This is a genomic window from Bacillus sp. FMQ74, from assembly GCF_001875785.1.
In the GTDB taxonomy this organism is placed as follows: domain Bacteria; phylum Bacillota; class Bacilli; order Bacillales; family Bacillaceae; genus Bacillus; species Bacillus stercoris.
In genome coordinates, this window is sequence record NZ_MOEO01000001.1 from 26,785 (window position 1) to 44,249 (window position 17,465).

Annotated in this window: 17 protein-coding genes and 3 pseudogenes; 14 read left to right on the plus strand and 6 right to left on the minus strand. The window is 41.5% G+C overall.

The genetic code is table 11. The features are described 5' to 3' along the window. The first annotated feature begins 11 nt into the window (after positions 1–11). The 7 genes and pseudogenes from BLL41_RS00165 to BLL41_RS00190 all read left to right on the plus strand — a co-directional run bounded on the left by BLL41_RS00165 (position 12) and on the right by BLL41_RS00190 (position 4,244). Positions 12–386 (plus strand): hypothetical protein, encoded by a 375-nt coding sequence (locus tag BLL41_RS00165; RefSeq protein ID WP_071576344.1) that lies wholly within the window; start codon positions 12–14, stop codon positions 384–386. Beyond that, a pseudogene (locus BLL41_RS22295) lies at positions 386–537 on the plus strand (hypothetical protein); the annotation flags it as partial. The gene BLL41_RS00165 and the pseudogene BLL41_RS22295, both read left to right, overlap by 1 nt. 9 nt (positions 538–546) lie before the next feature. Beyond that, positions 547–1,308, plus strand: coding sequence for a hypothetical protein (locus BLL41_RS00170; RefSeq protein WP_071576345.1), 762 nt, complete (start codon positions 547–549; stop codon positions 1,306–1,308). Between the two features lie 2 nt (positions 1,309–1,310). Further along, positions 1,311–1,676 carry a GntR family transcriptional regulator gene (locus tag BLL41_RS00175; RefSeq protein ID WP_071576346.1) on the plus strand — a complete coding sequence of 122 codons (366 nt, stop codon included), beginning with the start codon at positions 1,311–1,313 and terminating at the stop codon, positions 1,674–1,676. A 1-nt stretch (position 1,677) separates the two neighbouring features. Next, positions 1,678–2,376: an ABC transporter ATP-binding protein gene (locus tag BLL41_RS00180; protein ID WP_071576347.1), complete on the plus strand. Its 699-nt coding sequence runs from the start codon at positions 1,678–1,680 to the stop codon at positions 2,374–2,376. 16 nt (positions 2,377–2,392) lie between these two features. After that, positions 2,393–3,310, plus strand: coding sequence for an ABC transporter ATP-binding protein (locus tag BLL41_RS00185; protein WP_071576348.1), 918 nt, complete (start codon positions 2,393–2,395; stop codon positions 3,308–3,310). Next, positions 3,303–4,244 (plus strand): ABC transporter permease, encoded by a 942-nt coding sequence (locus BLL41_RS00190; RefSeq protein ID WP_071576349.1) that lies wholly within the window; start codon positions 3,303–3,305, stop codon positions 4,242–4,244. The genes BLL41_RS00185 and BLL41_RS00190 overlap by 8 nt, the downstream gene beginning before the upstream one ends. Before the next feature lie 90 nt (positions 4,245–4,334). Here the strand turns inward: BLL41_RS00190 and cspB are convergent, their stop codons facing one another. Further along, entirely contained in the window at positions 4,335–4,538 is a 204-nt protein-coding gene (cspB, locus tag BLL41_RS00195) for a cold shock-like protein CspB (RefSeq protein ID WP_003224086.1), read from the minus strand. A gap of 436 nt (positions 4,539–4,974) precedes the next feature. On the opposite strand from cspB, the gene BLL41_RS00205 reads away from it, so the two are divergent. Continuing rightward, complete coding sequence (locus BLL41_RS00205; protein ID WP_071576351.1) at positions 4,975–5,805, plus strand: MetQ/NlpA family ABC transporter substrate-binding protein; 831 nt, start codon at positions 4,975–4,977, stop codon at positions 5,803–5,805. 2 nt (positions 5,806–5,807) lie between these two features. Here BLL41_RS00205 and dgcK read toward each other — a convergent pair whose 3' ends face one another. Beyond that, positions 5,808–6,887 carry a diguanylate cyclase DgcK gene (gene dgcK / locus BLL41_RS00210; RefSeq protein ID WP_071576352.1) on the minus strand — a complete coding sequence of 360 codons (1,080 nt, stop codon included), beginning with the start codon at positions 6,885–6,887 and terminating at the stop codon, positions 5,808–5,810. 171 nt (positions 6,888–7,058) lie between these two features. Between dgcK and tcyP the strand changes: the two genes are divergently transcribed. Together tcyP and BLL41_RS22300 are read left to right on the plus strand one after the other, a co-directional pair. Further along, positions 7,059–8,450 (plus strand): L-cystine transporter TcyP, encoded by a 1,392-nt coding sequence (gene tcyP / locus BLL41_RS00215; RefSeq protein ID WP_071576353.1) that lies wholly within the window; start codon positions 7,059–7,061, stop codon positions 8,448–8,450. A 106-nt stretch (positions 8,451–8,556) separates the two neighbouring features. Continuing rightward, positions 8,557–8,771: pseudogene (locus BLL41_RS22300) on the plus strand (LXG domain-containing protein); the annotation flags it as partial. A 240-nt stretch (positions 8,772–9,011) separates the two neighbouring features. Here BLL41_RS22300 and BLL41_RS00220 read toward each other — a convergent pair. The 3 genes from BLL41_RS00220 to BLL41_RS00230 all read right to left on the minus strand — a co-directional run bounded on the left by BLL41_RS00220 (position 9,012) and on the right by BLL41_RS00230 (position 10,734). Then, positions 9,012–9,581 (minus strand): DUF2812 domain-containing protein, encoded by a 570-nt coding sequence (locus BLL41_RS00220; protein ID WP_071576354.1) that lies wholly within the window; start codon positions 9,579–9,581, stop codon positions 9,012–9,014. Then, entirely contained in the window at positions 9,568–9,885 is a 318-nt protein-coding gene (locus BLL41_RS00225) for a PadR family transcriptional regulator (RefSeq protein WP_014663320.1), read from the minus strand. The genes BLL41_RS00220 and BLL41_RS00225 overlap by 14 nt, the downstream gene beginning before the upstream one ends. A 402-nt stretch (positions 9,886–10,287) precedes the next feature. Continuing rightward, complete coding sequence (locus BLL41_RS00230; protein WP_071576355.1) at positions 10,288–10,734, minus strand: hypothetical protein; 447 nt, start codon at positions 10,732–10,734, stop codon at positions 10,288–10,290. A gap of 149 nt (positions 10,735–10,883) precedes the next feature. On the opposite strand from BLL41_RS00230, the gene BLL41_RS00235 reads away from it, so the two are divergent. Both BLL41_RS00235 and BLL41_RS22940 read left to right on the plus strand, forming a co-directional pair. Then, a complete protein-coding gene (locus BLL41_RS00235; RefSeq protein WP_071576356.1) occupies positions 10,884–11,459 on the plus strand; it encodes a YhcN/YlaJ family sporulation lipoprotein in 576 nt (191 codons plus the stop codon). Positions 11,460–11,577: 118 nt separating this feature from the next. Then, a pseudogene (locus BLL41_RS22940) lies at positions 11,578–12,542 on the plus strand (gluzincin family metallopeptidase). On the opposite strand, the gene BLL41_RS00245 reads toward BLL41_RS22940, so the two are convergent. Beyond that, on the minus strand, positions 12,474–13,127 hold the full coding sequence (locus BLL41_RS00245) for a spore coat protein (RefSeq protein ID WP_071576357.1): 654 nt from the start codon (positions 13,125–13,127) through the stop codon (positions 12,474–12,476). The pseudogene BLL41_RS22940 and the gene BLL41_RS00245 overlap by 69 nt on opposite strands. Positions 13,128–13,278: 151 nt before the next feature. Here BLL41_RS00245 and yhcR point away from each other — a divergent pair, with 151 nt between their 5' ends. Next, positions 13,279–16,860: a sortase-dependent nonspecific endonuclease YhcR gene (gene yhcR / locus BLL41_RS00250; protein ID WP_071576358.1), complete on the plus strand. Its 3,582-nt coding sequence runs from the start codon at positions 13,279–13,281 to the stop codon at positions 16,858–16,860. Next, on the plus strand, positions 16,857–17,453 hold the full coding sequence (gene srtA / locus BLL41_RS00255) for a sortase SrtA (protein WP_071576359.1): 597 nt from the start codon (positions 16,857–16,859) through the stop codon (positions 17,451–17,453). The genes yhcR and srtA overlap by 4 nt, the downstream gene beginning before the upstream one ends. Positions 17,454–17,465: the final 12 nt, after the last annotated feature.

Genomic DNA, 17,465 nt, shown 5'->3' on the forward strand with positions numbered 1-17,465 from the left:
GAGAGGTTGAAATGGCCATTATTATAGCAATTATTGCTGCTGTCATTGTCATTGCGGCCCTTATTACATTTAATGTCCGCAGCGCCTCACCTGGACCTGAGAAGCAAGAAGCAACCGATAGAATCGCACCTCCAGAAGAGGAAAAAAACGAAGCGCAATACCCTGCTGAAGCAAGGGCTGCCGAGCATACGCCATCCGTTGTCAAAAATGATTCTCCAAAAGAGAAACGTAACACAATGGGTGATGATATTTACAGGCAGGCGCTGCAAAAGTTTAAGCATTCTGATGAAGTTCAGGCAGAAGAAGAGGTCACTGAGGAAAGTGACAAAATGCAGGACCGCAGCTATCGTGATGCGCTGCTCTCTATGAAAAACAAGAAAAAATAATGAAAAAGGCAAATCCGTTTACTCATGGCGGGTTTGCCTTTTTTGCTGTTTACATCAATTATGTTTTTTATCAAATAAATCCATGGAATATGTTGTATTTCATTTTGATCTAGTGTACTATGTTACTCATACACCGAGGATTCTTCCGGGAGGTAAAGACATGGATTCTTTTTTAGGTTTATTAAAGAAAGATATCAAGCTTTCAAGAATGTGGCTGCTAGTATGGATATGCGGAATCACTTTTTTATTGGGAACAGGCCATATTATAGCTTCTCGCACGAAAGAACCTCTAGTTGTTTTTGGGTTTTTTGCTGCAGTGGCTTTTTTTCTGCTTTTCTTATCTCCTGTTTTTGTGTTTTATCATCTTCGAAGGGAAGGGAAATCACAGCTTTGGCTGTACAATCCAAATGGCGGCTTCTGGCTGTTTTCTTCTAAATTGGCAGTATCTTTGCTCTATCAATTCGTGATTCAATTGGCATTAACAGCCTATGGGATTTGGATGTATCATATGCTCTCTGTAAAAAATCTGCTAGAGCATCAAGTTGATATAACGAGTACAGCTGCTTTGCTGAATTTGTATGGGCTTATTTCTTCGTTAGATATGTCAGTAACAGTCATCGTGTTTTGGACTGTTTTTCGCTCTCTCAGGAATTGGCGCGGAATGCGGTGGGCTGCGATGGTTCTGTTGGTTGCAGTGTGGTTCTTCTTCGATGAATACATCATAAGCCCCTTGGTTGAATCTCAAAAGCATTTCTGGCCGGCAACAGTCTATTGCAATTTTGATTTCCACTTCCATAACGTTTGGAAATTGGAATTAAAACCTATCCATCTGTCTGTGCTAGGGCTTCCTATTACCTTAGTCATCACGTTCTTGCTGCTCATCATGGCTTCAAAACTGCTTGATCGTAAAGTAGAGGTGTAAATATGGATAATCAATTCCAATCCTCGAAACCGATTTATCTGCAGATTGCTGATCAGATCTTTTATAGGCTGGTCAGGAAGGAGCTGCTCCCAGGAGACAAGCTTCCTTCAGTAAGAGAAATGGCGATTCAAACTAAAGTAAATCCCAATACAATTCAAAGAACTTACAGTGAAATGGAAAGGCTGGGTATTGTGGAGACAAGAAGAGGTCAAGGGACGTTTATTGCGGAAAAAGCTGAAATCGTAGACGAGTTGAAAGAAAGGCTGACACGAGAAGTCCTGGAAGGCTTTGTCAAGCAAATGAAAGAGCTGGGGCTCACGAAAGAGGAAATGTTAGAAGGGATTAAAACATTCACAGAGGGAGGCTAAAATGGAAATCAAGCTAGAAAACGTATCAAAAAAATACGGCCGCCATACGGCCGTCAATGATGTGTCATTTACCCTATCATCCGGACGGATTTATGGTCTGATCGGACCGAACGGCAGCGGCAAGTCAACGACCCTGAAAATGATGGCTGGCCTTTTGTTTCCGACTTCAGGCTTTGTGAAAGTAGATGGAAAACAGGCTGCGAGAGATATGGTGCGTCAAACGGCTTATCTTACTGAGCTTGATATGTTTTATCCGGATTTCACTGTAAAAGATATGGTGAATTTTTATCAGTCGCAATTTCCTGATTTTCAAACAGTACAGGCTTATAGGCTATTGAATGAAATGCAGCTGGATCCGGAAAAAAAGATCAAAAAGCTATCAAAAGGAAATCGGGGCAGGCTGAAAATTGTTCTTGCTTTAGCGAGACGGGCAGACGTCATTTTGCTTGATGAACCTTTTTCCGGGCTTGATCCGATGGTCAGGGATTCCATCGTAAACAGCCTTGTGTCGTACATTGATTTTGAGCAGCAGATTGTCGTGATCGCGACGCATGAAATTGATGAAATTGAGACGTTGTTAGACGAAGTCATCATACTCGCAAATGGAGAAAAAGTGGCGCAGCGTGAAGTAGAAGATATTCGTGAACAGGAAGGCATGTCTGTTTTGCAGTGGTTTAAATCCAAAATGGAAGTTTGCTAGAAAGAGGAGGAATATGATGAAAACAGTGTTGGAATTGAGAAATGTGACAAAAAACATCAGAGGCCGAACGATCATTGATGATCTCAGTTTTACGATTCGTGAAGGTGAAGTATTCGGTTTTTTGGGACCAAATGGAGCTGGGAAAACGACAACCATCCGGATGATGGTAGGCTTAATGAAGCTGTCGAAAGGTGATGTCCTCATTTGCGGTCAATCCATTACGAAAGAATATGCCAAGGCGATTAAGCATATTGGAGCGATCGTAGAGAATCCAGAGCTGTATAAATTTTTGAGCGGATATAAAAATCTCCAGCAATACGCAAGGATGGTCAAGGGTGTCACGAAGGAAAAAATTGATGAAGTTGTTGAGCTGGTTGGTTTAACAGACAGAATCCACGACAAGGTGAAAACATATTCTCTAGGAATGAGACAGCGTCTTGGCTTGGCACAATGCCTTCTGCATGATCCGAAAGTGCTGATCTTGGATGAACCGACAAATGGCCTTGATCCGGCGGGAATCAGGGAAATCAGAGATCATTTAAAGAAGCTGACCCGAGAAAGAGGAATGGCTGTCATCGTTTCAAGCCACCTGCTGTCAGAGATGGAACTGATGTGTGATCGCATTGCGATTCTGCAAAAAGGAAAGCTGATCGATATTCAAAATGTAAAAGATGAAAGCATTGATGAGAACGATACATATTTCTTCCAGGTTGAGCATCCGAATGAAGCAGCTTCCGTGCTAAAACAGTACGATTTAGTGAGTAAGACAAATGGTGTAGAAGTCAAACTGGCTAAAGACGAAGTCCCTGCGGTTATTGAATTGCTGGTGATGCAGCAAATCCGCATTTACGAGGTCAAGATTATAACAAAATCATTAGAGGACCGTTTCTTAGAAATGACAGGTGAAACAAAAGAGGAGGTTCAGCATGCTTAATTTGATTTATAATGAGTGGATCAAAATTTTCAGCCGTGCCGGAACATGGGTGATGATCGGAATTCTTGGGCTAACAATGGTTGGATTTGCATTTTTGGCGAATCATTTTTCTGCTGGTGAAGCAAATTCCCATTGGAAACAAGAACTTCAAGCAGAAAACGCCGAATTAAAGAAAGAAATCAAAGAAGACCCTTCACTCAAAGATGGATATAAAGAAACAATCACACTCAACGACTATCGCATCGAGCATAATATCCCTAGTGACACGGGCTATACGGTATGGTCTTATGTAACGGATTCAGCAAACTTTACCATCCTTACAGGTCTGTTTACTATTATCATCGCAGCCGGAATTGTCGCTAACGAATTTAATTGGGGAACGATTAAGCTATTAATGATTCGGCCGCTCAGCCGTTTTCAAATTTTGATGTCCAAATATATTACAGTACTCCTATTTGGGTTCCTATTGCTGTTGATTTTATTTATCGGTTCTACTTTATTAGGGGTGATTTTCTTCGGGACGGGTGGTGAAACCGCCGCAAATATTCATTTAATCTATAAGGATGGCCATGTCATTGAGCAAAACATGATGAGTCATTTGGCCACAACGTATCTTTCTGAATCCGTCTCGGCCTTAATGGTGGCGACGATGGCGTTTATGCTGTCTGCAGTATTCAGAAACAGCTCTCTTGCAGTAGGGTTTTCCATCTTTTTGTTGGTTGCCGGTACGACAGTCACTGCCTTTATTGCAGCGAAATTTGACTGGGCAAAGTATATATTGTTTGCTAATGTCGATTTAAATCAGTATGTGGAGGGCACTCCGTTAATAAAAGGGATGACTATGACGTTTTCTATCGTTATGCTGGCGATCTACTTTATCATCTTCCTGCTGCTTGCTTTCGGAATCTTCATGAAACGGGATATTGCAAACTAATGAAAAAGCTGTTTTGCTTATGCAAAACAGCTTTTTTGTCAAAATAAAAACTGCAGGTTCGCACCTGCAGTTTTTCATATCAATTTATGCTTACGCTTCTTTAGTAACGTTAGCAGCTTGTGGTCCGCGGTTTCCTTCAACGATTTCAAAAGAAACAGCTTGGCCTTCTTCTAAAGTTTTGAAGCCTTCGCCTTGAATAGCAGAGAAATGAACGAATACATCGTCTTGACCTTCTACTTCGATGAATCCGAAACCTTTTTCAGAGTTGAACCATTTTACTTTACCTTCTAACATGAAATTTCCTCCTAAAGCGATCATAACGCTTAAATTCACTATTCTTGCTCTTAACAAACTTTCAAGACGAAAACTCTTACAAAACTTTCTTCTTAAAGATAGTTCGAACAAAAATAATTACCTTTACTCTACCAGTAATCTTCGGAAAAAACAACTGCTTATTGAAACTTTTTTCGGAAAATACCATATTTATTTTTCAATTTGATATTTATTTACGGAAATTCATCTGCTTTCTCGATATGTGATCATACGTTTGCCTTCGTAGGCCCTCATTTTGGGAAGATAATGTCAAAGGAATTGACAACCTGATTGGATATGAGTAAGGTAAAAGTTAATCAATATTACAAATGACAACGTTTATCAACTAAGAGAGCGTATGATTTTTTTGTCTGATATTGCTTGCATGCTCTAATACATAGATAGGAGTATGGTCACAATGAAAAAGTGGCTTATATGCAGTTTCGTCCTTGTCCTTTTCGTTTCATTTACTGCATGCTCACCGTCTGCAGAACATGAATCGATAAAAATCGGGATTGCTGAGTCTGACGGGGCAATATGGAACTATATTGCCCAAAAGGCTGAAGAGGCAGGGCTGGATATTCAGCTGATCCCTTTTTCTGATTATGCGGAGTCTGATATCGCACTTGCTAACAAAGAAATTGATGCCAACGCCTTTCAAACCATTTCATATTTTCAGTCGTTCACTCAAAAACACAAACTTAAGCTTGCACCGCTCGGTACCACATACATAACGCCTATGGTCATTTATTCAAAACAATATGACCGAATCCAAGATATACCGCGGGGAGCTGTCGTTTCTGTTCCGGATAAAGCGTTCGATTTTGGCAGGGCGCTTACTGTGCTTCAGGAGGCGGGATTGCTAACGTTGAAAAACGGATTTAACGGAACAGGTTCAGTTGATATGATTAAAGATAATCCGAGACACCTGAAATTGAAAGCTGTCCGGCAACAGGATGCAGTGAGCGGTGGGGACGTGTTTGTCATGAAACCATCTGAAGCAAAAAAAGCGGGCCTGAACCCGAAAAAGCATACCATAAAGAGCGGCGGTCTCATGTCTGGGGAAGAGATGAATTTGATTGTTGTCAGAGCGGAGGATCAAGATCGGGAAGCGCTGCAAACCATTCTTGAGCTTTATCAAGCTGATGATACAGCGGCATTTATAGAAAAAGAATATCAGGGAGATCTTGTCCCGGCTTTTCTGCCTTTGAAACGTCTTTCAGATTGGAAGAATGAATTCGAACATTGAATTCATTCTTTTTTTTCTGAAAAACACACTTTGTTCCGTCCCGTCTCTTTCGCTTTGTAAAGCATTTGATCGGCAAGAATGGGCAAGGATCTTGGCTGTTCCGTATTATTGGGGTAATGAGCGGCCCCCAGTGATATCGTAACTGAAAGCTTTTCGCCGTTTTTTAATATAATCGGTTCATGACTGACAGCGCTCCTGATCCGTTCTGCGATTTGGGCTGCTTTCTCAAGAGAACAGTTCGGCAGAAGCACGGCAAATTCTTCACCACCGATCCGAGCGGCTGGATCAGTATTTCGGATGCTCTGCTTCAGACGTAAGCCCAGCTCTTTGAGCACCTGATCTCCTTCATGATGGCCATATTGGTCATTGATGGTTTTAAAATGATCGATATCCATATAAATCAGTGCAAATTGAAAATGCGGGGTATCGGCCGCCTGGCGATACAGAGCTTTTGTGATTTCTTCAAACTTTCTTCGGTTGTACACGCCTGTTAAAAAGTCAAAGTGCGCTTGAAACTTATATTGTTTAAAAAGAAGATGTGCATTTGTTTCATGATCAATAATATATAAACTGAGCATGCCGCCCGCTATTGAGATGATCCAAAAATATAAATGAAGTTCATATGAATGTAAATCTATAAGAAAATAAAAGGAAAAGGAGATCAAGCTATTTGTGATTATTAAAAGATAGAAAGCATGTTTTAGTTGAACTTTTTTTCTTCTAGAAACAATGAGTGACGGGATGGCAGCAATACAAATGATAATAACCGAGTATAGTGCAGATGTGTTCATTGTAATCAGCATGCGGCCAGCAGCGATCATAGCCAGGGCCGTTGCCGTTGAAACCCAGCCTCCATAAAGAGCGGCAATCATAATAGGGATATTTCGAAGATCAATAATTGAATGCTGATAGGTAAATCCAAAAACCATCAGAATAACCCCGAGCAAACCGCAGGCAAGTCCTTTAACAGCTTGAAAGGATATGCTGTCTTTTTTATGTACTAACCTTTCTTTAAACAGGTGGGTGAAGAGATAATTAAATGTGATTAAAATGGTCAAGTTTACAAACAGTTCTTTCAGCAAATATTATCACCCTTATATAAGGTACTAAAGATGGAAGGGAAAGAAAAGCAAAAAAAGGCATTATATAAGGTTTTTTTGCTTGAATTGATAAGTTAAAATAATTCGCACTTGACCCATCGGAATTAGTGTAATATAGTAAATGAGAAAATTTGAAGGGAGAGTTTACCTGCTTTGGAGACTTTACTAGTTGTACTACATGTATTTATTTTATTTTTACTTATTTTAGGGCTCTTTGTTATGCAGAAAAAACATGTTTCCTTCTCTAAACGTGTCTTTACTGCGCTGGGACTGGGGATTGTATTCGGATTTGCGCTTCAGCTGATTTACGGCCCGACTTCAAATATAGTCATTCAAACAGCCGACTGGTTTAATATTGCCGGGGGCGGATATGTCAAATTGCTTCAAATGGTTGTTATGCCTCTTGTCTTTATTTCGATTCTCGGTGCATTTACAAAACTAAAACTGACAAAAAATCTCGGGAAAATCAGCGGTTTGATTATCGGGATTTTAGTAGCAACAACAGCTGTTGCTGCAGCTGTCGGTATCGCGTCCGCACTTTCATTTGATCTGCAGGCGATTCAGGTTGACCAAGGAAGTACAGAGCTTTCACGGGGGCAGGAGCTTCAGCAGAAATCAGAGGATATGACAGCGAAAACGCTGCCGCAGCAGATTGTTGAACTGCTGCCTGGAAACCCGTTTTTAGATTTCACGGGAGCTAGACCGACTTCAACGATCGCTGTCGTTATTTTTGCCGCTTTCCTTGGAGTGGCATTCCTCGGCGTAAAAAACAAACAGCCGGAACAGGCAGAAACATTTAAAAAACTGGTTGATGCCGTTTATGCCATTGTCATGCGTGTTGTCACACTCATTTTGAGACTGACGCCATATGGGGTGCTGGCTATCATGACAAAAACCATTGCAACGAGTGATCTTGACAGCATTCTAAAACTGGGCATGTTCGTGATTGCTTCATATGCAGCGTTAATCACTATGTTTATCATTCATTTGCTGCTGCTGACGTTCAGCGGCTTGAATCCGGTGATTTATTTGAAAAAAGCGCTGCCTGTACTTGTATTTGCATTTACGTCAAGGTCAAGCGCAGGTGCTTTGCCGCTGAATATTAAAACACAGAGAAGCATGGGTGTGCCTGAGGGGATCGCAAACTTTGCCGGCTCGTTCGGCCTTTCGATCGGCCAAAATGGATGTGCGGGCATTTATCCTGCGATGCTGGCGATGATGATTGCCCCGACTGTTGGCCAAAATCCATTCGACCCGGTGTTTATTATCACCGTTATCGCAGTCGTTGCCATCAGCTCCTTCGGTGTTGCCGGAGTCGGCGGCGGAGCGACATTCGCGGCGCTTCTTGTATTATCATCATTAAACATGCCTGTAGCGCTCGCCGGTTTATTAATCTCAATTGAACCGTTAATTGATATGGGGCGTACTGCTTTGAATGTCAGCGGAAGCATGACATCCGGCCTTATTACAAGTAAGGTCACGAAGGAAATTGATCGAGGGGCATTTAATGATCAATCCAGAGTGATTGAAGCTGAAGAAGCGTAACATATGAAAACGTGTAATCCGTCAGTGATTACACGTTAATAAGACCCATGAACCTTGTAATATAAAGGTTTCATGGGTTTCTTTTTCTCATTTTTGGGAAGATTAAGCCGGCATTGCTGATCAATGGATTGATCTAATTGAAATGAAAATTGCTTTCTTAACGAGTATTCATGGTATCTTGGAAGACGCTAACTTATCTGAGGCACACATAGAAGATGAGTTGGCGAATAATCTAATTCAATCGTGCCTGAACATAAAAAGGCGATTAAAGACATCCTTCCCCTAGATGTTTTTTCAATAGAAGATTTTATAGATGAGTTATTCTGCTGTTATAATAATGAGGGAACGTTGGATAACAAGTTATAGATGTAAAGTGATTTTTGAATATCATTTTACATCTGTCAATAATCGAAATACATGTATAGCAACGCAAGTATATACCCCGATATGTTGTGATGTCTAAATTTTGGAAACGAATAAAAGAAAAGCGCCCGCCTGTGGTAGATGCATTCCCCTCAATTCCTTCATTAATTAAAAAAGTTCATAATGAACCTCTTCGCATTATTTTTCTATTAACATTGAATACTTTCGATACACTTTTAAGAAACTGGCGGCAAAGAAAACAACCATAAGGGCGGGAAGCGACCTCAAAAGAGCAAATGGAGTTTCAAATAAAAATGCTTTCCAAAACCATTCACCTTTCATACTCCAAAGACCTTCAGTTAAATATAAACCTGAATCCTTATAGATCATATAAGAAAAAAACAAACACATGAAACCTAAACCAGAAGAATAATTCATCAATCTTTTATAATAATTACTCTTTGATTGGCGATCCGAGAAGATTTCATTTTGACCGTCATCTTCTTTTTGCCAATATCGAATTCCGCTAAGCCAGGGGCCATTTATATAAATCCAACCGAAGTCTTCATATATCCCTTTGTAATCTTTGAACTTTTTCTTTGGTAAAATATCTTGGTAATCCAGTCGGATCACATATTTCTTGTCGGTTTTTTCGAAAGTGTATATTCCTAATCCACTAATATTTGTACAACGATAGCCTTTTTGTAATTGCTCGTTCAGCCATTGTTCTTCTTTTTCAATATCAAAAAACATCTTAAATTTCTTCATTCGATTCACTTCCTTCGTACAAGGATAAAATATGCAATAACCTGTTTTGTTCCATTTTCAAAATGGCGCTTCCTTCTTCAGTTATCATGTAAACTTTTCTCCGGCCTGACTCCCCAACAGGTTCAATCCAACCATGCTTATTCAAGTTTTCAATCGCACCGTATAATGTACCCGCTGCTAAAATAACAGTACCGTTACTTATCTTTTCTATCTTCTGCATTACGGCATAGCCATGGAGCGGCTCACGCAAAGCTAATAAAATATAATGCATGGTTTCAGACAACGGTAATAATTTGTGTTTCATATCCGCACCCTCTATTCAGTTTGACTATATAGTTCAACTTAATAATAATGTAATGCAGTTCAACTGAATAGTCAACAGCATTTTCCAACGCTCGAGTAAATTCTAAAAATGTTGAGTGTTGAAGCAAGAAACAAAATGAATAGTGTTCTGTCTTTTTCAGCTTTTGATGAGGGAGCTATTAACGAATCAATAAAGATTGCTTTGGATAGAGTGGCAGCATAAACAAAAAAATCCTTCAAACGTTCTCATTGAACGAAAGAAGGATTTTTTAGCTCACCAATTGTACTCCAAAATAGCGAAAAAATATAGAAAACAAGAAGTTTAAAAGAAGAAACCACCTTAAAAGCCAATATAATTAACTATATAAGCCTTTATGCAATCCTGACAGGATTACACGTTTTTTTAACGGCCAGGTTCTAAGTCCTCCAGCATTTCCATCATCGTGTTGTCGTCCATGACATTCATTGCGCTTTGCTCAAAATGAATGGGTTCAGCATAATGAGGCTGTCTTTTTTTCGGGGCTGTTTCAGTTTGCCTCGATTGTGTTTGTGTATGCTGATGCTGTGTTTGCTGTTGTCCGGCATTCTGGTGCTGACGGCCGTTCTGCCGCTGGCTTTGATGTTGTGAACGGTCCTGATTATCACCGCTACCGCCGCCAAATGCTTGTTTGACTATGTTTCCTACATTAGAAGCGTCAAATGTGTTATTTTCTGAATGTCCTCTGTTCATTTGTCCTGTGATAAACCCGCTGATTCTTTGGCGGATCTGAGGTGATAATGCAGCAATAAGCATAGTTGATCCGATGATCAATGCTGCGGGGCTGATTCCTCTTCGCTGGTTGAACAACATGATCCCTCCTTTGCAATGTACTCATATTTTCCCCCACATTAGACAAATTAACCGTTATATTTCCCGGGAAAGCATTTCCTTCAGATTTGCATGCATAATTAAAGCCAGTTAGAAAAACCTATAAGTAAAGTGATAAAGGAGGAATTCACATGCTTGGAAAAAAACAAGTCCTTGCGTCTGTGCTTCTTATCCCTTTGCTTATGACTGGCTGCGGTATGGCCGACCAAGGTGAGGGCAGACGTGACAATAATGATGTAAGAAATGTAAATTATCGAAATCCAGCCAATGACGATATGCGTAATGTGAACAACCGGGATAACGTTGACAACAATGTTACTGATAATGTCAATAACAATAACAATCGTGTAAATGACGATAATAACAACGACCGGAAACTCGAGGTTGCTGATGAAGCAGCTGATAAAGTAACAGACCTAAAAGAAGTAAAGCATGCCGATATCATTGTTGCTGGAAATCAAGCTTACGTTGCAGTCGTTTTAACCAATGGAAATAAAGGTGCAGTAGAAAACAATCTGAAGAAAAAAATAGCCAAAAAAGTAAGATCTACTGACAAAAACATTGATAATGTTTACGTTTCAGCTAACCCTGATTTTGTAGAGCGCATGCAAGGATATGGAAAGCGTATTCAAAATGGTGATCCAATCGCCGGGTTATTTGATGAATTTACACAAACTGTACAGCGCGTATTCCCTAACGCTGAATAATGAAAAAAGCCGCACAATTTGTGCGGCTTTTTCTATGCGTTGATGACACACTGTGAACTCAGGCTGCATAGAGTAAAAATAAAAGGTACAAGACGGACCGGCTCAGGGAGGGAGACGTTTGCGGGATGGCATAGGAAAGCGTGCGGCATCCGCTCTATTCCTGTGCGGAGTCCTTGTGATGCTGGCTGTAAGCTCAGCCATCGTATCAAGCACGATGTATATCCTGTCTTTGCCAGGGCAGGCATCTGGAATCACAAAAGAACAAGTGACGAAGCACATGAAGAAAGAGTCATTTAAACAGGCCGATATTTATTACACTTCTAAGGAAAAGTCCTTACTGCCATTGACGAAAGAAACGCTTGAATATGCGGTCAGTATTAATCAATTTATGATTGGATATTCGAAACAAAAGCCTATTGATATTATTTTTTTTTCTAATGAAAAACAGATGGAGGATTACTCTGGTTTATTGGATGTCGTTGGTTTTTATTCTGAGCGGGAGCAGCTGATCGGATTGTTGCCTGAAGAGAAAAAGAAACTTTTAGAAGGGGACGAGGTTGCGGTTTATTTGTACCAGAGATTGTTGATTCATGAATACACACACCATGCGTTTCACCAGAAACTGAAGGAGCTTGAGGCGGACCCTGATGAGTTTCCGTTATGGTTTCATGAAGGGTTAAGCGAGTGGATTGCGAACTATGAATTGCTTATCGATCCGATCACGTTTTCTGTTGTCCCCTTTGACCGTTTGCAGTCAGACCGAGACTGGCAGGAAGCCAGAGCCGAATATGACACTGATGTCTATTTGCAAAGCTTTTATATGATCGATGAGCTGACGGGTAAATACGGGAAAGACATTATATCAGAACTGATAAAGGAAACGGCAAAAAAAGGGGACTTTAAAAAAGGGTTTAAATCAGCAACAAAGGAAAGTCTTGATCAATTTGAAAAAAACTTTAAGAAAAAATTTGAAAAAAGTGCGGCATTGGATAGTATCTATCCAATGCCTTTGTATTAATGAAGCCCTTGCTGGCCCATACCGCCTTGTGTCGGAGGCATTTGTCCTTGTGCAGGGGCGAATGAATTTCTCAGCTGCTCCATATCCTGGGCATCAAGCTGAGGAACTTGGTAATAGCCGTGTTTGTTTTGATATAGAAAAATTTCAAATGCCATTTCAACATACTCCTGAATTTGCGCAGACAGTACGCGTCTTACGGCCGGATTTGTCATTTCCAGAGAAGCCATCGTCAGCATAGAAGCTTGTGCTTTAACCGCGCAAAGCATTTGTCGGCTGATGATGCTGTCATCAATATCATTCATGGATTGAACAGGTTTTTTAGGCTGTGACGGCTGCATGCCATAAACAGTCTGGTTGTCTTCCTTCATCATATAAGTTGCTGTTTTTTGTGAAGGTTCGCTTCCTGTTTTGAAACATTCTGCAGTTATATTGTATTGAGAAGAAATGAATTGATATTGACGATCAATGATGTTTAATAATTCTTGATCCTTACAGAATTGTCTCAGCATCATAAACTGATCAAGCACAGTAAGTGTTCCGGACAGCACCTCGTGCATATCAAACATTTCATGTCCGCCGTGGTTTTTATGCGGTTTTCCAGGAATACCTTTGTTCATTTGGGATTGCTGCTGCTGATTTAACTGATCCAAACCGAATTCCTCCTTTTTTTTCAGATCAGCTGTATTTTGTGTCAGTCCGCCGCGTATTATGCAGAAGCCTGAAAGGAATTATATGTTGTCTGTCGAAATGATAAGCAGACAAAGTCATTGTCATTATGTGTATATTAAGGGAGGAAATATGATGAGGCGAATGATGCGTATGGTATTAATCATGGCATTGATATTCTTAAATGTCATGTACACGTGCGAAGCTGTAACCGCAGCAGAACCGCAGCAGGCTATATCAGTTGAGAAGGCAAAACAGCAAAAAGACGGACAGGCGCTTGTCGAAGGATATGCAGTCGGCCATGCTGTTTCCCCGCAGCATTACAAGCTGACAAGCCCATTTTCAAATGATTATAATGTCGCGCTGGCAGACCGTAAAAATGAGATATCGTCCGATCATATCCTTCCTGTGCAAATCCCTTCAGCTTTTAGAAACCAATTTGGGCTGCAAACCAATCCGCTTCTTCTTGGAAAAAAGATAATGGTTCAAGGCAAGCTTGAAAATTACTTTAACACGACGGGACTTAAAAACGTTCAATCGATGAACTTGACCGATGACACGAAAACTCCGCCGGCTGAACACCCAATGACCATAAATGAAGCGCGGGGAAGGCTGAATGAAGAAGTAACGATAAAAGGGATCGTCACAGCTGATCAAAACGCAATAGGAGGCGGGAAGCTGTCGACCTTTTTGCAAGATGAAACCGGAGGCATTAACATTTATTCGCCATCCCCTGAACAATTTCCCGAATTAAAAGAGGGTATGGATGTCACGGTGACAGGGAAAATCACGTCTTACCAGGGGCTGAAAGAAATCGTTCCAAGCTCATCAGGCATCAAAATCAACCAGTCAAACCAATCCCTCCCCGCCCCCAAACATTTAACAATCAATGAACTTATTAACGGCAGCCTGGGTGATCAGTATGAAGGACGCCTTGTGACACTAACTGCATTTGTTTCCTCAATTCCAAGTTCTCCTGCCGGCGGCGGTTACAATGTAACAATGATTGATAACGACCATCATGAAATGACGCTCCGGGTTATGAATGAAACAGGGGTGATAGACGAGCTTGATGAGGGCAAATGGTATGACTTTACTGGTGTGTTAAGCAGATACCAAACCTTTCAGCTGCTTCCGCGAAAATCGTCTGACATGAAGCTGCTTGAAGAGCAGCCCGCACCTCCGTCTGCGGAGGGAGAATATAAAGGGATTGTTGACCGGGTTGTTGACGGCGATACCATTCATCTCAAATCTCCGGTTCTTGGAACAACAAAAATCCGGTTTGTAAATGTAGATACACCTGAAACATATCACACACCAAAAAATGACGCAGATGAAAATCAATTAAGATTTGGCAAAAAAGCATCTGACTATCTAAAAACGGTACTGACCCCAGGTGATAAAATCACTGTTAAGGTCGGGAGTGAAGCCAAGGACAGCTATGGCAGACTGCTCGGACAAGTCATAACTGAATCAGGTTCAAACGTGAACTTAGATCTTGTGAAAAATGGCTATGCTCCGACGTATTTTATTTGGCCGGTTGACAATGAAGAGGATTATCAGCAGTTTCAGTCCGCAGTAGCCGCTGCGAAAAAAGAACAAAAAGGAATTTGGAATAAAAACGATCCGCTCATTGAAATGCCGTTTGAATTCAGAGCCAGAGAGCAAGGGAAAGGCTTGACAAGATATGTAGGGGATTCGTCGAATCAAACATATGTGCAGCCGGCTGACTGGAAGAGGATAGCGGTGGAAAACAGAATTTTCTTCGCATCAGCAAATGAAGCGGAGAACGCAGGATATAAAATGAGGCAAACGGCACCTGGAAAAAATGTGCCGCTTAGAATTCTCAGCATGAATGATTTGCATGGCAAGATCGATCAGCAATATGAGCTTGATCTCGATGGGAACGGAACTGCAGACGGCACATTTGGACGCATGGACTATGCCGCCGCATATTTAAAAGAAAAAAAGGCTGAAAAGAAAAACACGTTAATTGTGCATGCGGGAGATATGATCGGAGGCAGCTCTCCAGTTTCATCTCTTCTTCAGGATGAACCCACTGTAGAATTGATGGAGGACATCGGATTTGATGTCGGAACCGTGGGAAACCACGAATTCGATGAAGGCACGGATGAACTGCTGAGAATTTTAAATGGCGGTGATCATCCGAAAGGCACAAGCGGATATGATGGACAGAACTTTCCCCTTGTATGTGCCAATTGTAAAGTGAAATCAACTGGAGAGCCCTTTTTGCCGGCTTACGACATCATAAATGTGGAGGGCGTACCCGTTGCATTTATCGGAGTTGTCACACAGTCGGCAGCTGGCATGGTTATGCCTGAAGGAATAAAAAATATAGAGTTTACAGATGAAGCAACAGCGGTGAATAAGGCGGCCAAAGAGCTGAAGAAAAAAGGCGTGAAGGCCATCGCGGTTCTCGCACATATGTCAGCTGAACAAAACGGCAACGCCATTACCGGTGAGTCTGCTGATCTTGCAAACAAAACAGATTCTGAAATTGACGTGATTTTTGCCGCGCATAATCATAAGATTGTTAACGGTGAAGTGAATGGAAAACTGATTGTTCAAGCATTTGAATATGGAAAAGCGATAGGTGTCGTTGATGTAGAGATCGATAAAACGACAAAAGACATTGTCAAAAAGTCCGCGGAAATCGTATATGTGGATCAAAGTAAAATCGAACCGGATGTCAGCGCGTCAGCCATTTTAAAGAAATACGAAAACATTGCTGAACCGATTATCAGCGAGGTTGTCGGCGAAGCTGCTGTTGATATGGAAGGGGGGTATTCAAATGACGGCGATACACCTCTTGGAAACCTGATTGCGGATGGAATGAGAGCTGCCATGAAAACGGATTTTGCCCTTATGAATGGCGGCGGCATACGTGAAACACTGAAGAAGGGCCCTATTACGTGGGGAGATCTTTACAATATTCAGCCGTTTGGAAATGTGTTAACGAAGCTTGAGATTAAAGGAAAAGATTTAAGAGAGATTATCAATGCGCAAATCTCGCCGGTTTTTGGGCCTGACTACAGTATCAGCGGGTTTACGTATACGTGGGATAGAGAAACTGGAAAAGCAGTCGATATGAAAATGGCAGATGGCACAGAGATCCAGCCTGATGCCACATATACATTAACCGTCAACAACTTTATGGCGACGGCAACAGGCACCAAATATCAGCCAATCGGATTGCTCGGGAAAAATCCGGTGACAGGGCCAGAGGATTTGGAAGCGACAGTTGAGTACGTGAAGAGTTTTGATGAGCCAATTGCGTATACAAAAGAGGGAAGGATTAAGCTCGCTGCAGCCAGTGATATTGAAGATCCTGTTACAGAAGACCCGGTTGCGGAAGAGCCTGGAGATGACCCGGGGACGGAGCATCCAATGAAAGAGGTCCCAGAGCCTGATGTGGATTTGCCTGATATAAAAGAGACTCCGGATACAGCACCGGTTCATCAGCTGCCGCCTTCAGCCATTTCGAGATTCAATGAAATACCTATCAACAACGAAAAAAACGCTGCTAATAGCATCAGCACATTGCCTTTACGAAACGAGGGCGGGGAAAGCGGGTCTGAGCATTCGCTTCCAGATACATCAGCAGGCTACTATAACTTTATGGCAATCGGTGCGGCGATGACATTGTCCGGAACTTATCTATATGTCAGAAGAAAAAGGAGCGCCTCCAGAACGTGAAAAAGGTTATTCCACTATTTATCATTGCAGCCGGCCTAGTGATCGCAGGCTATGGAGGCTTTAAATTGATCGATACGAATATGAAAACGGAACAGACATTAAAAGAAGCAAAACTTGCGGCTGAAAAGCCGCAGGAAGCTTCGGGGACGAAAAATAGCGCAGATCAGGCAAAGAACAAAGCATCATTTAAGCCTGAAACCGGCCAAGCGAGCGGCATTTTGGAAATACCGAAAATCAATGCAGAGCTTCCGATTGTGGAGGGCACTGATGCTGATGATTTAGAAAAAGGTGTCGGGCATTACAAGGATAGTTATTATCCTGATGAAAACGGACAAATTGTGCTGTCAGGGCATCGAGATACCGTGTTTCGCCGGACGGGAGAGCTGGAAAAGGGGGATCGGCTCCGCATTCTCCTGTCTTATGGAGAATTCACATATGAAATTGTAAAAACAAAAATTGTTGATAAGGATGACACATCTATTATCACGCTCCAGCATGAAAAGGAAGAGCTGATTCTGACGACTTGCTATCCGTTTTCATACATCGGAAATGCCCCGAAGCGCTATATTATATATGGAAAGCGAGTCATTTAAAAAGCCGCAGGA

What these genes read in the sequence shown, in the direction of transcription:
- BLL41_RS00165 (WP_071576344.1), top strand. Translation starts at nt 12, where the DNA reads ATGGCCATTATTATAGCAATTATTGCTGCTGTCATTGTCATTGCGGCC.
- BLL41_RS00170 (WP_071576345.1), top strand. Translation starts at nt 547, where the DNA reads ATGGATTCTTTTTTAGGTTTATTAAAGAAAGATATCAAGCTTTCAAGA.
- BLL41_RS00175 (WP_071576346.1), top strand. Translation starts at nt 1,311, where the DNA reads ATGGATAATCAATTCCAATCCTCGAAACCGATTTATCTGCAGATTGCT.
- BLL41_RS00180 (WP_071576347.1), top strand. Translation starts at nt 1,678, where the DNA reads ATGGAAATCAAGCTAGAAAACGTATCAAAAAAATACGGCCGCCATACG.
- BLL41_RS00185 (WP_071576348.1), top strand. Translation starts at nt 2,393, where the DNA reads ATGAAAACAGTGTTGGAATTGAGAAATGTGACAAAAAACATCAGAGGC.
- BLL41_RS00190 (WP_071576349.1), top strand. Translation starts at nt 3,303, where the DNA reads ATGCTTAATTTGATTTATAATGAGTGGATCAAAATTTTCAGCCGTGCC.
- cspB (WP_003224086.1), bottom strand. Translation starts at nt 4,538, where the DNA reads ATGTTAGAAGGTAAAGTAAAATGGTTCAACTCTGAAAAAGGTTTCGGA.
- BLL41_RS00205 (WP_071576351.1), top strand. Translation starts at nt 4,975, where the DNA reads ATGAAAAAGTGGCTTATATGCAGTTTCGTCCTTGTCCTTTTCGTTTCA.
- BLL41_RS00220 (WP_071576354.1), bottom strand. Translation starts at nt 9,581, where the DNA reads ATGAAGAAATTTAAGATGTTTTTTGATATTGAAAAAGAAGAACAATGG.
- BLL41_RS00225 (WP_014663320.1), bottom strand. Translation starts at nt 9,885, where the DNA reads ATGAAACACAAATTATTACCGTTGTCTGAAACCATGCATTATATTTTA.
- BLL41_RS00230 (WP_071576355.1), bottom strand. Translation starts at nt 10,734, where the DNA reads ATGTTGTTCAACCAGCGAAGAGGAATCAGCCCCGCAGCATTGATCATC.
- BLL41_RS00235 (WP_071576356.1), top strand. Translation starts at nt 10,884, where the DNA reads ATGCTTGGAAAAAAACAAGTCCTTGCGTCTGTGCTTCTTATCCCTTTG.
- yhcR (WP_071576358.1), top strand. Translation starts at nt 13,279, where the DNA reads ATGAGGCGAATGATGCGTATGGTATTAATCATGGCATTGATATTCTTA.